Annotated in this window: 11 protein-coding genes; 2 read left to right on the plus strand and 9 right to left on the minus strand. The window is 60.3% G+C overall.

The features are described from left to right. The 9 genes from K7431_RS03650 to K7431_RS03690 all read right to left on the minus strand — a co-directional run bounded on the left by K7431_RS03650 (nt 1) and on the right by K7431_RS03690 (nt 12,086). On the minus strand, nt 1-1,344 hold the full coding sequence (locus K7431_RS03650; RefSeq protein ID WP_043205458.1) for a 3-oxoacyl-ACP reductase: 1,344 nt from the start codon (nt 1,342-1,344) through the stop codon (nt 1-3). 109 nt (nt 1,345-1,453) lie between these two features. Further along, on the minus strand, nt 1,454-3,979 hold the full coding sequence (locus K7431_RS03655; RefSeq protein ID WP_012724677.1) for an acyl-CoA dehydrogenase: 2,526 nt from the start codon (nt 3,977-3,979) through the stop codon (nt 1,454-1,456). A 194-nt stretch (nt 3,980-4,173) separates the two neighbouring features. Next, nucleotides 4,174-5,628 (minus strand): outer membrane protein transport protein, encoded by a 1,455-nt coding sequence (locus tag K7431_RS03660; RefSeq protein ID WP_012724678.1) that lies wholly within the window; start codon nt 5,626-5,628, stop codon nt 4,174-4,176. Between the two features lie 133 nt (nt 5,629-5,761). Further along, complete coding sequence (gene praB, locus K7431_RS03665; RefSeq protein WP_012724679.1) at nt 5,762-6,256, minus strand: alkane oxidation protein activator PraB; 495 nt, start codon at nt 6,254-6,256, stop codon at nt 5,762-5,764. 411 nt (nt 6,257-6,667) lie between these two features. After that, a complete protein-coding gene (locus K7431_RS03670; protein ID WP_012724680.1) occupies nt 6,668-8,122 on the minus strand; it encodes an outer membrane protein transport protein in 1,455 nt (484 codons plus the stop codon). Nucleotides 8,123-8,257: 135 nt separating this feature from the next. After that, nucleotides 8,258-8,752 carry an alkane oxidation protein activator PraB gene (gene praB / locus K7431_RS03675; RefSeq protein WP_012724681.1) on the minus strand — a complete coding sequence of 165 codons (495 nt, stop codon included), beginning with the start codon at nt 8,750-8,752 and terminating at the stop codon, nt 8,258-8,260. A 132-nt stretch (nt 8,753-8,884) separates the two neighbouring features. Further along, nucleotides 8,885-9,379, minus strand: a complete 495-nt coding sequence (gene praA / locus K7431_RS03680) for an alkane oxidation protein activator PraA (RefSeq protein WP_012724682.1) — start codon at nt 9,377-9,379, stop codon at nt 8,885-8,887. Nucleotides 9,380-9,512: 133 nt separating this feature from the next. Continuing rightward, entirely contained in the window at nt 9,513-10,793 is a 1,281-nt protein-coding gene (locus tag K7431_RS03685; protein WP_012724683.1) for an alkane 1-monooxygenase, read from the minus strand. A gap of 294 nt (nt 10,794-11,087) precedes the next feature. After that, a complete protein-coding gene (locus K7431_RS03690) occupies nt 11,088-12,086 on the minus strand; it encodes an alpha/beta fold hydrolase (RefSeq protein ID WP_046036950.1) in 999 nt (332 codons plus the stop codon). Nucleotides 12,087-12,352: 266 nt separating this feature from the next. On the opposite strand from K7431_RS03690, the gene K7431_RS03695 reads away from it, so the two are divergent. Then, nucleotides 12,353-13,891 (plus strand): flavin-containing monooxygenase, encoded by a 1,539-nt coding sequence (locus K7431_RS03695; protein ID WP_043205460.1) that lies wholly within the window; start codon nt 12,353-12,355, stop codon nt 13,889-13,891. Next, a complete protein-coding gene (locus K7431_RS03700) occupies nt 13,888-14,778 on the plus strand; it encodes an SDR family NAD(P)-dependent oxidoreductase (RefSeq protein WP_012724686.1) in 891 nt (296 codons plus the stop codon). Before K7431_RS03695 ends, K7431_RS03700 begins: the two co-directional genes overlap by 4 nt. Nucleotides 14,779-14,782 lie beyond the last annotated feature (4 nt).

The raw sequence follows: 14,782 nt of genomic DNA on the forward strand, positions 1-14,782 counted from the left end.
TCAGGCTCCCAGCAAGCTTTGGCCGCACACGCGTACGACCTGGCCGTTGACCCCGCCCGACGCGGGGTGCGCCAGCCAGGCGATGGTCTCGGCGACGTCGACGGGCTGCCCGCCCTGGGACATCGAGTTCATGCGCCGCCCCGCTTCGCGGATCATCAGCGGGATTTTCGCGGTCATCTGGGTCTCGATAAACCCGGGCGCCACCGCATTCACCGTGACGTGCTGCGTCGCCGCTTGCGGTGCCAGGCCCTGCACCAGGCCGATCACACCGGCTTTGGAGGTGGCGTAATTACTTTGCCCAAGGTTACCGGCGATGCCGGAAATCGACGAGACACACACGATGCGCCCGCCGGGGTTCAAGCCCTGGCTGTCCAGCAACGCATGACTGAGCTGCAACGGCGCCTCTAAGTTCACGGCCAACACACTGCGCCAGGCATCCTCGGTCATCTTCGCGATGGTTTTGTCACGGGTGATCCCGGCGTTGTGCACCACCACATCGAAGGCGCCGTATTGGCTGACGTGGGCCTGCAACAGCGAGGCCGCGTCGGTGGCGGTAATGTCCAGCGGCAGTGCCGAACCGCCGACACTGTCCGCCGCCTGTTGCAGCGACGCCTGGGCCTGGGGCACGTCCACGCACACCACATGGGCGCCGTCCCGCGCCAACACCTGGGCAATCGCCAGGCCGATGCCACGGGAGGCGCCGGTGACCAGCGCGCGACGGCCGGCGAAGGGTTTGTCCCAATTGACGCTGACGTGGCCGTCCACCGGTTGTTCCAGGCGTATCACCTGCCCTGAGATATACGCCGAGCGACGCGACAGGAAGAACCGCAGGCTGCTGTCCAGCGCGTCTTCCGCGCCGGGTGCGACGTAGATCAACTGTACGGTGATCGCCCGACGCAGCTCCTTGGCCAGCGAACGCACCAAGCCTTCAAGGGCGCGCTGGGCGATAGCCTGGGGCAGGTCCTGGCACTGTTCCGGCGCGGTGCCGAGCACCACCACGCGGCCATGCTGGCCAATGCGCTTGGCGTTGGCGTGGAAGAACCCGTACAACGCGTCCAGCTGCTGCAGATCCGCCACGGCGCTGGCGTCAAACACCGCGCCCTGCACCTTGACCGTGGACGGCGCCTTGAGCGTGGCCGGGGTGGCGGTGACCGTGTCGGTGGCCGCGAACACCCGCTGCACTTCGGCGACCAGGCGCCCTGCCCCGGCGACGATCACCGGGTTGGCCAGGCCGTGCTGGCCGCTGCGATGGCGTTGCAGCGGCAACGGTTGCGGCAAGCCGATGGCCTGGGCCAGGCGACGGCCCCAGGGGGAATTGACGAAAGAAAGGTAACTGTCACTCATAGATAGATCCACTCACAACACATGCTGGCCGTGTAAACCCGGTCTGTGTGGGAGGGGCTTGCCCCCGATAGCGGTGGTTCAGCCCCCTCCCACATCGATTGGGTTTTTCCTAGTTGACCGAGGCGTTTTCGCTTTGGCTGTTGCGGCGTTTGGGGGCCGGTTCCAACGCGTGCTTGCGTTGCTGCAAGGCCTCCAGCAACCCGAAGTCCTGCGGGAAGTCGTCCACCTGGATACCGTGATCGGCGTATTCCACATAGCGCCCCAGCAGGGTGTCTTCTTCGTCGCTGATCAGGTCCAGCGCCCGCGCCTTGACGCGCCAGACCGTGAAGGCCGTGGCGGAAATCGGCATCGGCTCGATCAGGCCTTGTTTGACGGCGGACTTGAGACGGGCCTCGATCAATTCGACTTGCGGCAACAAGCGGAAACCCAGTTCGCCGTAGGCCAGCTTGTCGATTTCCGGGCGTGGGACGTAGGAATTGGCCAGCAAACGGTCGCGGGTGTCGCCCGGTGTCTGCACCACGTCGGCCACTTGGGCCAGCAGGCGGTCCGAGGGTTTGCGCAGCGGTATGCCGAACGGGAACGTCAACGCTCTGATGACCACGGCGGCGGCTTTCGAGGGGTAGTTATCGAGCACTTCGGCCAGCGCTTCATGGGCGCGCAACAACGCGTCCTGGGCCGACCAGTGCACCAGCGGCAGATCCGCCTGAGGCCGGTCGTCATCCTCAAAGCGCTTGAGCACGCAGGACACGATGTACAGCTGCGACAGAATATCCCCCAGGCGCCCGGTGATACTTTCCTTACGCTTGAGGGCACCACCGAGCACGCCCATGGAAATGTCCGAAATCAGCGCGAGCACGACCGACAGACGATTGACTTGGCGGTAGTAGGACGCCAGTGCCGGGTCAGTCTTGGCCGGCGCGGAAAGCAGCCGCCCGCCGGTCAGCGCATGCACCGCCGCGCGCACGGTGTTAGCCAGCACGAAACTCACATGGCCGAACATGGCCCGGTCGAAGTCTTCCAGGGCCTTGCGCCGGTCCGGGTTACGCGCCGCTTCCATCTCACTGAACACATAGGGATGGCAGCGGATCAGCCCCTGGCCAAAGATGATCAGGCAGCGCGTCATGATGTTCGCGCCTTCCACCGTGATGGCGATGGGGCTTTGCTGGTAAGCGCGCGCGAGGAAGTTGTTCGGGCCCATGCAGATGCCCTTGCCGGCGACGATGTCCATGCCGTCATTGACGATCATCCGCGCGCGCTCGGTGACGTGGTACTTGGCGATGGCCGAGATCACCGAGGGTTTCTCACCGGCATCCAGGGACGCCACCGAGACTTTGCGTACCGCATCACACGCATACAGGTGCCCGGCCATGCGCGCCAGGGGCGCCTGCACGCCTTCGAACTTACCGATGGGCAAGCCGAACTGTTTGCGCATCGCCGCATAGGCCGTCGTACCACGCACCGCGACCTTGCCCAGGCCGACGTTGGAGGATGGCAGGGAAATCGCCCGGCCGGCCGCCAGGCATTCCATCAACATGCGCCAGCCGTTGCCGATTTGCTCACGGCCGCCGATCACCCACTCCAGCGGAATGAAGACATCCTTGCCGGTGGTAGGACCGTTCTGGAACACCGCATTCAACGGCCAATGCCGACGGCCGCTGTTGACGCCAGGGTGGGACGTCGGGATCAACGCACAGGTGATCCCCAGCGAGCCGGGCTGGCCGAGCAAACCGTCCGGGTCTTCGGCGCGGAACGCCAGGCCGAGCACCGTGGCAATCGGGCCCAGGGTGATGTAGCGCTTGTCCCAGGTCACACGGAAACCCAGCACTTCCTGGCCTTCATGCAGGCCTTTGCAGACGATACCCAGGTCGGGGATCGCGCCGGCATCCGAGCCGGCATACGGGCTGGTCAGCGCAAAGCACGGGATGTCCTCACCCCGCGCCAGGCGCGGCAAGTAGTAATTGCGCTGGGCATCGGTGCCGTAATGCAAGAGCAATTCAGCCGGCCCCAGGGAATTGGGCACCATCACCGAAATCGCTGCCGCCGAGCAGCGCGTCGACAGCTTCATGATCACTTGCGAGTGCGCATAGTGAGAGAAACCTTTGCCGCCGTACTGCTTGGGAATGATCATGCCGAGGAACCCGGCATCCTTGGTGTACTGCCAGCCTTCGGGAGACATGTCCTGCCAGACCTGGGTGGTTTCCCAGTCGTTGGCGATGTCGCACAGGGTTTCCACTTCGTTGTCGAGGAAGGCTTGCTCCTCCGCGCTCAGGCTGGCGGGAGCCGCCTGCAGCAGGCGCTGCCAATTGGGCTTGCCACTGAACAGCTCGGCGTCCCACCACACGGTGCCGGACTCAATGGCCGCGCGCTCGGTGTCAGACATGGCCGGCATGATAGTACGAAACAGGCCCAGGGCCCTGCTGGTCAGCACGCTGCGGCGCAGGGGTTTGATTGTCATCAGCAACGCGGGCAACACCACCAGGATCGCCGCAACGGCGGTGCCGACACCCGCCACCACGTTGAACAGGTAACCCGCCGCCAGCCAGAGAAGGCCAGCGCCCAACCAGAGGGTGGCGACAGCTTGTCGATACGCCAGGGCAATCGCGATTGCGACGCCCACCAATAACCAGATAACCATGGGGATACCTCTATTCGATTCAGGGTATGGCCTACGTGCAACAGGTCGGATGAACTGCGGCGTAACGCCACACTACAAAATTCGAAAACTATATTCAAATTTTGTTTTGAAATTATTATTTAATGCGCAGCCAAAAAAAACGACCGGACCGGTCGCTAGGTCAATCACGCCGAAAAGAAGTCCCCCCTGAAACCTCAGAACGCGTAGGTGGCCGAAAGGCTGACGACATCGCCGGACGAGGCAGCCTTGCCATCCAGGCTCGCAGCCCCCAGCCGATCGACGTTCTTGGTCTTCAACTTGACCTCTTGGACGAACTGGTGGGAATAGGCAGCATCCAGCGTCAACCCGTTGATGGCTTTGACCTCATACCCCGCTCCGAGCGACAAGAATGTGCGATCACCATCGGGGATCCGAGGGTCACGGGTCGAGTTGCGGGTCGGTGTCTGGTCAATCGCCACACCGGCACGCAAGGTCAGCTCATCGGTCGCACGCCAGTCTCCACCGACGGAGTACATCCAGGTGTTTTTGTAATGGTAGGGAATCGAGACAATCGTCATGTCGCCGGATTTGAGCGTCAGGTCTTCGAACGACGACCACTGCGTCCAGACCACACTCGCGCCCAGGGTGAATCGATCATTGAACCGGTGCGCCCAGTCAACGCCCGCCGAGGCAGGAATATCCAATTGAGTACTGGCGTGGGCACCGTCCGGAAACAGCTCAAGCCCCGGATACGCCGTACCCACCAGCGTGCCGCTACCGCCAAACGGGCTGGGTTGTGTCAGGAGGTTGTAGGAAAACTGGTCAGCACGGATGGAGTACTTGCCGGTCATCTTGTTCTTGATCCTGGCGTGGTAATTCAGGCCCAGCGTGTCTTTTTCCGTGGGTTTCCAGACAACGCCGGTAAACCAGCCGGCTGAGATATTGTCGACCTTGATGCGCATCAGGGCGCCACCGACGTCCGACGGGAACGGTGTACCACCCAGTTCGGAATCGGACACCGCTGCCGCTGACAACAGGTCGACGTTCTGGCTGACAAAACCTTTACTGTGCTGAATGATCACGCCGCCACCGAGGGCGAACTGATCGTTGAGCTTGAACGACAAGGACCCCGTCAACCCCACGGTTTCAATTTTGGTATCCACGGCAAAGCCGCGCAGTTTGGAGTCTTCATCCCAGGTGGAACGCATGCCTTGGGGGACGACCTGGCTCAAACCGAAGGCGAATCGATCCCCCAGCGGCATTACCATAAACCCCGTGGGCAACCAGGCCGTGAATCCACCTTGTCCACCCTCATTGTTGTTGGCTGTGGTCGCCGAGCCGTCGGGAAAGCCGTCGCCGCCCAACGGCGTGCTGGAAATCGGATTGCCTGCATAATCAAAGGCGGCGCCTTTGTACTGGATCTTGACGCGTGCGTAGTCGACCGTGAATTGCGCAATGCTGCGGTCCACAAAGGCCATGGCCGCGGGGTTGTTGAACGCCGAACTTGGATCGTTCTTGAACAGCGAGCCGCCAGCGAACGCTCGCCCCCAACCGGGAGCCCCATACGTCGGCGTGGAAAAACCGCCAGCCTGCACAGGCACTGCGGTCGTCAGCCCGCCCATCAACGCCAGTCCCAGGAAAACCTGTAGCTGTCGTTTCTTATCATTCATACCCCACTCCTTACTGCTCTCTCACTCAACCGCCCGAGCCCTATCGTCGACGAGCGCCTCGTTGAGGCGCCCGTCTTTCAGCGGGCGATCAGCCCTTGGTTTCAGTCGCTATCCAGGAACAATCAGGGAACAATCAGGGAACAACGGTGAATGCCGGAGTAGGCTTGACGCTCAGGCTCACCACCGTGCAGTTGCCTGCCAGGGACTGATTGGAAGCCGTCAACACGCCACCGCTGTAGTTGGCGGTGATGGTGGAAGCGCCACAATTGGAGACGGGGTAGAGAATCGAACCGGCGATGGTGTACCCGACATTCGACACTGAGCCGACTGCGGCACCATTAGCCGTCAATGTCCAAGGCAGGCCAGTGATCTTGGGCAGGTCGCAAAGACCACCGCCGGTGATGGCAACGCCGGTGATTTTCGCGACACCGGAGGCGTCGACGTTACCGGTGAAGGTAGCCCCACAGTTGACGGGGGCCTGGTAGGAGGACGGCGATTTCACCGAGATCGTGCCTGGCGCGGTGAAGTTGGTGTTGATGGGCGTGATGCTGTAAGCATTGGCCATGGAAGCGGCACCCATGCAAACAACCAGGGCAGACAACGACACAAGAGATTTCAAGTTCATCATTGCTATTCCTTACATAGAAAGGCGAGTTATTCGCCAGGGGTAATGGCCATATTCAAAAAGCTCTGCGCAAACAACAGCCCTCTTGATACAGCCAAATCATCAAATCAGTGTTCGACCCATAGCGCTCTTCCCTGAAAACTAATGCTGTTCGGGTAGAGAAACTTTGTTGCAACTGAACATAAGCTGAAATAGGAATAATCTGAGCGATGAGTAGTACCAAACCGCGTAACTAAGTGCGCAGCTGATATGTTCTTAAATACGCAGGAGAGTTGCCCAACAGCAATTAATTTCGCAGACGGGCCAAGTAGGAGATATGAACGGGCTACGTAAGCATCCCGTTAAAACGAAGCATTGAGGACAAAAGCGCCACAATGTGCTTGGCGCTTTTATCCTCAATGTAGGGGCACTGACTTAGAACGCGTAGGTAGCCGATACAGAGACAACATCACCTGAAGATTCGGCCTTGCCATTCAGGCTTGCCCCCCCCAGGCGATCAACGTTTTGGGTCTTGAGCTTGACCTCTTGCACGAACTGGTGGGAATAGGCCAAGTCAACACTCAGCCCCTTGATTGCTTTCACGTCGTAGCCGGCCCCCAACGACAGGAATGTACGGTCGCCATCCGGGATTCGCGGGTCGCGAGTCGAATTGCGTGTAGGTGTCTGATCAAGGGCGACACCTGCACGCAGGGTCAGCTCATCGGTAACACGATAGTCACCCCCGAGGGAGTACATCCAGGTGTTCTTGTAGTTGTAGGGAATGGACACAATTGTGGTGCCGCCGGACTCAAGCGTCAGGTCCTTGAACGAGGACCACTCAGTCCAGGTTACGCTGGCTCCCAGGGTGAAACGATCGTTGAACTGGTGTACCCAGTCCAGACCCGCCGTGGCAGGAATGTCCAACTGGACTTTGGCATGAGCGCCGTCCGGCGCCAGCTCCAACCCTGGGTAAGCGGTATTCACCAATGTACCGCTACCGCCAAACGGGCTCGGTTGGGTCATCAGGTTGTAGGAAAACTGATCGGCGTAGATATTGTATTTGCCGGTCATCTTGTTCTTGATCTTGGCGTGGTAATTCAAGCCAAGCGTATCTCGTTCTGTGGGCTTCCAGACGACGCCGGTAAACCAGCCAGCCGAAACATTGTCAACTTTGACACGCATCAGCGCACTGCCGACATCCGATGGAAAATTGATGCCGCCCAGCACCGAATCGGACACTGCGGCGGCAGACAACAAGTCGATGTTCTGGCTGACGAATCCCTTGCTGTGCTGCACGATCACGCCACCACCGATGGAGAATTGATCATTCACTTTGAAAGACAGTGACCCGGTCAACCCCACGGTCTCGATTTTGGTGTCCACTGCAAAGTCGCGCAGTTTCGAGTCCTGATTCCAAGTGGAGCGCATGCCCTGGGGCACAACTTGGCTCAAGCCGAACGCGAAGCGATCTCCCAGGGGCATGACCATGAAACCGGTAGGCAACCAGGCCGTAAACCCGCCTTGTCCACCATCGTTGTTATTGACCGTGGTCGCCGCCACATCAGGAAAACCATTAGCATCCAATGGCGTATTGGAAATGGGGTTGCCCGCATAATCAGAGGCATCGCCCTTGTACTTGATCTTGATGCGCGCGTAGTCGACCGTAAATTGCGCGACGTTGTGTTCCACAAAGGCCATGGCCGCCGGGTTGTTGTACGCCGAGCTCGGGTCGTTCTTGAACAGTGACCCACCGGCGAATGCCCGCCCCCAGCCCGGCGCCCCGTAGGTCGGTGTTGAAAAACCGCCGGCCTGTACGGGCGCGGTCGCCAAAGCCCCGCCAATCAACGCCAGCCCCAGCAAAACCTGCACATGTTGTTTCTTATTATTCATGCGGCACTCCTTATTGTTATCTCTCTGAGCCAGCCCTGCCGGTTCGTCTTGCGGCCTGCAATTCATGAACTGGCGCCCAGTCAAGGCGCCAGTTTTTTTTCAACGGGTGATCAGCCCTTCGTTCTTACGCTTTCCTCAAGGCACGATAGTCAGCGCAGGGCTTGGGGTAACGCTCAGGCTCACCACGGTGCAGCTGCCGCTTAGGGTCTGGTTGGCAGCGGTCAGCACACCACCGCTGTAGCCCACAGCGATGGTGGAAGGGCCGCAGTTGGAGGCTGGGTACAGAATCGAAGCGGCAATGGTGTACCCGACATTTGTAACCGACCCGACAGCAGGGCCGGTGGCAGTCAACGTCCAAGGCAAACCGGTAATCTTAGGCAGCGCACAAAGGCCGCCACCGGTGACCGCGACGCCCGTGATCTTGGCAACACCGGTCGCATCGACGTTTCCGGTAAAGGTGGCGCCACAGTTCACGGTGGCCTGGAAGGATGATGGCGACTTCACCGAGATAGTGCCCGGCGCGGTGAAGCTTGTGCTGACAGGACTGATGCTATAGGCATTCGCCATCGAAGCAGCACCCATGCAAACAGTCAAAGCAGTCAACGACACGAGGGTTTTCAAGCTTTTCATTGTTTTTCCTCACATGTTATGGCGAAGTCATTTCGCCAGGGGTAATGGCCATGAACGAGAGGTCACGGTGAAACTGCAGAACTTCCCTTTCCAGCCAAATTTCAATTCAATTACCGCAGTCGCATTCGACGCTTATTCAACAACCTTGAAGTTCGGCGGCATCTTGATCGACACCGTCTTGATCTTGCAGTCTTCGCCGATCGGGACATTCGCGGCTTCCAACTTGCCGGTGGCGTTGTCCCACGTGCCGTTGGCGGTAGAGGGCCCGCACTTGCCGCCCAGGCCAAACGCGTGCACGTCCACGCTGATCTTCGACATGGAGCCACTTTTGGTGTCTTTGGCGACTAATACCCAGGGCAAGTTGATCGCTTCGACCCGGCTGCACTTGAGGCCGCCCTCGAATTCGACGGTGTCGACATTCACCGAAGTACCATCCGCCGCGACTTTGCCCGCCACCTTGATGGTGCAATCGGCGCTGATCAGCGCGCCTTTGGAAAAACTGATGGGGCCTTGGGCCGTAAAGGCGCTGCCGGCGGGTTCGATGCGCGCGGCCTGGGCCTGGTGATAGGCGATCAGGCCCAGCGCGGCCAATACGATATGGGTGGTGAACTTGGCAGGTGCTTGCATGGTGTACGTCCTTCCCTTTAATTATTTTTGTTCGGGTCAAACAACTTTCTTGCCACTGATCTGGAGAACCTCGGGCGACAGAAACCTGCACGAAACACAGGCCCCGAGTGCGCAAACAACGTGTTACTTGAACTTAGAACGGTGTAGCGCTGTTGCTGTACTTCTCCAGATACTTCAACCGCTGTGACGGCTGAAGATTCGCCAGAGTGATATCCCCGCCGTAATGATTCAGCACTCGATGGTCCATGCGACGGCGCCACAAGTAAGGCACGTACGCCCAGACAATCATGCTTGCGTAACCGTAAGGAAGTTGCGGCGACTCATCAAAATGGCGCAACGACTGATAACTACGGGTCGGGTTAGCATGGTGATCAGAGTGACGCTGTAACTGGAACAGGAAGATATTGGTAACAATGCGATTACTGTTCCACGAATGCCGTGGCGAACACCGCTCATAACGCCCATTGGGTAACTTCTGGCGTTTAAGCCCGTAATGTTCGACGTAGTTGACGACCTCCAACAGCGAGAAACCGTAGATGCCCTGGATAATCAGGAACGGAATCACGGCCCCCCCCAGCCAGGCGATCATCGCCCCCCACAGCACCACGCTGTACATCCACGCGCTGAGCACGCCGTTCTGCCAGTGCCACGCCGGCAGGCCGAGTTTACGCAGGCGTTCACGCTCCAGGTTCCACGCCGAACGGGCACTGAACCATACCGAACGTGGTAGGAAGGCCCAGAAGCTCTCCCCGAGGCGCGAGCTGGCCGGGTCTTCCGGCGTGGCGACGCGCACGTGATGGCCACGATTGTGTTCGGTGTAGAAGTGCCCGTAGAAGGTCGGGGCCAGCGTGACCTTGGCGAGAAACACTTCCAGCGCATTGGGTTTGTGACCCAGTTCGTGGGCGGTGTTGATCGCGATGCCGGTGGCGGCACCGGTCGACATCGCCATGCCCAGGTAGGTGAACCAGCTCGGTTCGCCATGCAGCTGCGTGCGGGCGGTGATGTAACTGGCGGCGTGGGACAGCCAGCTGGACGGTTCCAGGTTAGCGGTAGCCTGCAACAGGCCACCCTGGATGATCCAGTCGATACCGCCGGCGGCGAGCCAGCCGGTGATCACCACAGAGGAGATGACGAACAGCACGCCGGTGTAGACGATCCAACGGTAGTAGCGTTGGGACTCAAGGTGGCCGACGGCGGATTCGGGCGGGTTGCTCACGTCTTCACCGAGCAGGCCGTCGATGAGCGGGATCAAGCCGAAGATCACCAGCACACCGACCCACCAGAGGGATTGGATACCGGTGGTGATGGCCAGGGCACCCGAGAGCAATGGAGTGGCCAGGGGCATGATGCCCAGCCACCACAGATGACGCTTGCCGTCGGTCCATATGCTTGGGGCTGCCAGTGTCTGATTCATGGCAGCCTCCGTGGCAGGGCAGCGGAAAGCAGGTTCAGGGAGCACAGAATGCTCCGGGGAATCAACCATGCGATAAAAGACGTTTTTTTCATTTTTATTCGCTCTTAGGCATTTCAAAAATCATTTCAAAACAAACATTGAAATATTTTTTTAAATAAATAGCGCGGAATCGATAGGTCGTCAACTATTTTTTCGAGGCCTTTCCTACGTGACCATGCAGTCTCTTTTTCAGCCGTTTGGTCAGGTCTCTAGCGCAAGCATTTCGGACCGTACAACCCGCAATAAAGGCCACGATTATTTGTTTGCCAAGGCAAACGGCGGATGCAGGATCTCGGCTGTTTCCAGCGGCCGCGCACGCTTGGCCAACTGGTGCACCGCCTCCACCACCCTCTCGGTGGCGGTAATCGGCAGCATATGCCCGCGCCCTTCCACGACCTGCAGCTTCAGGCCCGGGACCTTGTCGGCCAGGGCCTGGCCGTGTTTACGAAAGTCCAGGACCTTATCGCGTGCGCCATAGATCAGGCTGATGGGCAGCGTCAGTTGCGGGTAGCGCTTGACCATGTCCGGCAGCTCGTCGTTGACCAGCGCTATCTCGCTGGACGCGGCATAGAAGTTCTCGGGACGCATGCCCAGCAGCCCGCCGCCGCGGGTGGCGAAGTCCTCAGGGGCACTGTCCGGTGCGAACACCCCCTTGACCACCGCACGGCGCGTCAACAGCCCCATGGGCACAGTCAGCGTGTAGGACACCCACCGCCGCAGCCAGGCCGGTCGCACGGCCAACGACCAGAACACCAAGGGTAAGGTGGGTTGCGGATGGGTCAATGGCGCCACCAGCACCAGCCCGGATACCGTGTGAGGATGGTCAAGGGCCAGCGCCAGGGAAATCGCGCCACCGAGGGAATGCCCCAGCACCAGCGGTTTATCCAGGCCCAGGGTGTGAATAAAGGCTGCCACTTGCCGCGCCTGGGCCGGCAGGTCGGCGGCGGTGCCTGTATGGCGCGTGGAATAGCCCGACCCCGGTCGGTCGAGGGTGATCACGCGAAAGTGCTCACGCAATTGCCCGGACAAGGCATAGGTCAGGTTGCGACTGCTGCCCATCAGCCCATGAATCATCACCAACGGACGGCCTTTGCCTTCCTCGTAATAATGAAAGCGCTCGCCGTCGACCTCCACAAAACGCCCATTGTTCGGAACGGCGGCTTCAATGCGCCGCGTCATCCAGACGCTGAACCCCCATAAAACGGCGCTCGCGCCTATCAACACAGCCGCCGCGATAACCCATTCAACAGCCATAGCTCGGTCCTCTGCATCCCCGCTGCTGGCGACCCGACCGGTATTGATCAAGGCCTCAGCCATCGTCCACACCCTGGACCCGAACGTCGTGCCTGTCCGTCGGACAAGTCGCACATGAGGAACCTGGGACTAGCGTAGGCGATATTTTCAGGTAGATTATTTAAAATCTTTTTTAAAATAAGTAATTCAATTTTTCTTTGCAATGGTGTTCTATCTAAAAGACACAACAAGAAAAGGAGCACCCCGATGCCCACGAAGGAATGCTTATGAATGCCCAGAGTGATTCAATCGACATCGCCATCATCGGCTCAGGCTTTGCCGGGCTCTGCATGGCGATCAAGCTCAAGGAAGCCGGGTTCACCGACTTCTTTATCGCCGAGCAGGCCGACACCCTCGGCGGCACGTGGCGGGACAACCACTACCCCGGCTGCGCCTGCGACGTGCAGTCCCATGTGTATTCGTTTTCGTTTGCGCCCAACCCGGACTGGACACGGCAGTTCGCGCCGCAAGCGGAAATCCGTGCTTACCTGGAGCAATGCGCCACGCGCTTCGGGTTGGTGCCCTACCTGCGTTTTGGCATGGGCCTCGAGCGCGCGGTGTTCGATGAGCCCCAGCAACGCTGGCAACTGAGCTTCAGCGATGGCCGCCAGGTGAGTGCGCGGGTGCTGGTGTCGGGCATGGGCGGTCTGTCGCGCCCGGCGTTGCCGGACATTCCAGGTCTCGACAGCTTTAAGGGCAAGCGCTTTCACTCCCAACAGTGGGACCACGACTATGCCTTGAAGGGCAAGCGCGTCGCGGTGATCGGCACCGGCGCCAGTGCCATTCAGTTCGTGCCGAAGATCGCGCCGCACGTGGCCCATCTGGACCTGTTCCAACGCACCCCACCGTGGATCATGCCCAAACCCGACCGGGCGATCTCACCTTTTGAACGCTGGCTGTTCAAGCACCTGCCCTTTACCCAACGCCTGGTACGCGGCGCTTTTTACTGGGCACTGGAAGGCCGTGTCGTCGGCTTTGCCTTACACCCACGGCTGATGAAAATGGTGCAGAAAATCGCCCTGCGCCACCTGCACAAACAAGTGGCTCGCCCGTCCCTGCGCAAGACCCTGACCCCGGACTACACCATCGGCTGCAAGCGCGTGCTGATTTCCAATGACTACTACCCCGCGCTGTCGCGCAGCAATGTCGAGGTGGTCACCGAGCGCGTGCTGCGCATCGAGGCCGACGGCGTAATCACCGCCGACGGTATCAAGCATCCGGCGGACTGCCTGATCTTCGGCACCGGCTTCCAGGCCACCGATCCCCTGCCCCGCGACTGCATCATCGGGCGCGGCGGCGTGGACTTGATGGACACCTGGCAAGACGGCGCGCACGCCTACAAAGGCACGACGGTGCCCGGCTATCCCAACCTGTTCCTGATCATCGGGCCCAACACCGGCCTGGGGCATAACTCGATGATCCTGATGATCGAAGCCCAGGTGACCTACATCCTCGACGCCCTCCAGCGCATGCAACGGCACGGCATCGCCACAGTGGACGTCAAAGCCGGCGTGGAGAGCGCCTACAACCAGCAGTTGCAAGCCAAGCTCAAACGCACCATCTGGAGCACCGGCGGTTGCCAAAGCTGGTACCTCGACCCGCGCACCGGCAAGAACACCACCCTATGGCCCGGCTCGACCTGGCGTTTCAAGCAGGTCACCCGGCAGTTTGCGCTCAAGGATTATGTCGCCAACCGGCAACCGGGCGACGCGCCCAACCGCCCCCTGGCGACGCCCCACTCCACGCCTGAAGGGAGCCTGTCATGAAATCATTCAACGACCGCGTAGCCGCGATTACCGGTGCGGCATCCGGCATGGGCCGAGCGCTGGCATTGGCCCTGGCGCGGGAAGGTTGCCACCTGGCGCTGGCCGACAAAAACAGCCAGGGGCTGGAGCAGACCTTGGCGCTGATCAAGACCTCAACCCTGGCGCCCGTATTGATCACTACCCAGGTGCTCGATGTGTCCGACCGCCAGGCCATGGAGGATTGGGCCGCGCGCTGCATGGCCGACCACGGCAAGGTCAACCTGGTGTTCAACAATGCCGGGGTTGCCCTGTCGAGCACTGTCGAGGGCGTGGACTACGCCGACCTGGAATGGATCGTCGGCATCAACTTCTGGGGCGTGGTGCACGGCACCAAGGCATTCCTGCCGTATTTGAAAGCTGGCGGCGAGGGCCACGTGATCAACACCTCCAGCGTGTTCGGCCTGTTCGCCCAGCCTGGCATGAGCGGCTACAACGCGACCAAGTTCGCCGTGCGCGGCTTCACCGAATCCCTGCGCCAGGAGTTGGACATGCAACGCTGCGGTGTCTCGGCCACCTGCGTGCACCCCGGCGGCATTCGCACCGATATCTGCCGCAGCAGCCGTATCGACGCGAACATGACCGGCTTCCTGATCCACAGCGAACAGCAGGCCCGCGCCGACTTCGAAAAGCTCTTCATTACCGACGCCGACCAGGCCGCCAAGGTGATCCTGCACGGCGTACGTAAAAACAAACGTCGCGTGCTGATCGGCCGCGACGCCTATTTCCTCGACCTCCTCGCCCGTTGCCTGCCGGCGGCCTATCAAGCCTTGGTGGTGTTCGCCAGCAGGCGCATGGCCCCGAAGCCCCGCAAGCGGGTGTTTGAAACCAACGACGAGTCCCGTCTCTGAACAG

The organism is Pseudomonas fluorescens group sp., from assembly GCF_020093335.1.
GTDB lineage: Bacteria > Pseudomonadota > Gammaproteobacteria > Pseudomonadales > Pseudomonadaceae > Aquipseudomonas > Aquipseudomonas petroselini.

Coding starts and splice junctions, on each gene's coding strand:
- K7431_RS03650 (WP_043205458.1), bottom strand. CDS start 1,344: ATGAGTGACAGTTACCTTTCTTTCGTCAATTCCCCCTGGGGCCGTCGC.
- K7431_RS03655 (WP_012724677.1), bottom strand. CDS start 3,979: ATGGTTATCTGGTTATTGGTGGGCGTCGCAATCGCGATTGCCCTGGCG.
- K7431_RS03660 (WP_012724678.1), bottom strand. CDS start 5,628: ATGAATGATAAGAAACGACAGCTACAGGTTTTCCTGGGACTGGCGTTG.
- praB (WP_012724679.1), bottom strand. CDS start 6,256: ATGATGAACTTGAAATCTCTTGTGTCGTTGTCTGCCCTGGTTGTTTGC.
- K7431_RS03670 (WP_012724680.1), bottom strand. CDS start 8,122: ATGAATAATAAGAAACAACATGTGCAGGTTTTGCTGGGGCTGGCGTTG.
- praB (WP_012724681.1), bottom strand. CDS start 8,752: ATGAAAAGCTTGAAAACCCTCGTGTCGTTGACTGCTTTGACTGTTTGC.
- praA (WP_012724682.1), bottom strand. CDS start 9,379: ATGCAAGCACCTGCCAAGTTCACCACCCATATCGTATTGGCCGCGCTG.
- K7431_RS03685 (WP_012724683.1), bottom strand. CDS start 10,793: ATGAATCAGACACTGGCAGCCCCAAGCATATGGACCGACGGCAAGCGT.
- K7431_RS03690 (WP_046036950.1), bottom strand. CDS start 12,086: ATGGCTGTTGAATGGGTTATCGCGGCGGCTGTGTTGATAGGCGCGAGC.
- K7431_RS03695 (WP_043205460.1), top strand. CDS start 12,353: ATGAATGCCCAGAGTGATTCAATCGACATCGCCATCATCGGCTCAGGC.
- K7431_RS03700 (WP_012724686.1), top strand. CDS start 13,888: ATGAAATCATTCAACGACCGCGTAGCCGCGATTACCGGTGCGGCATCC.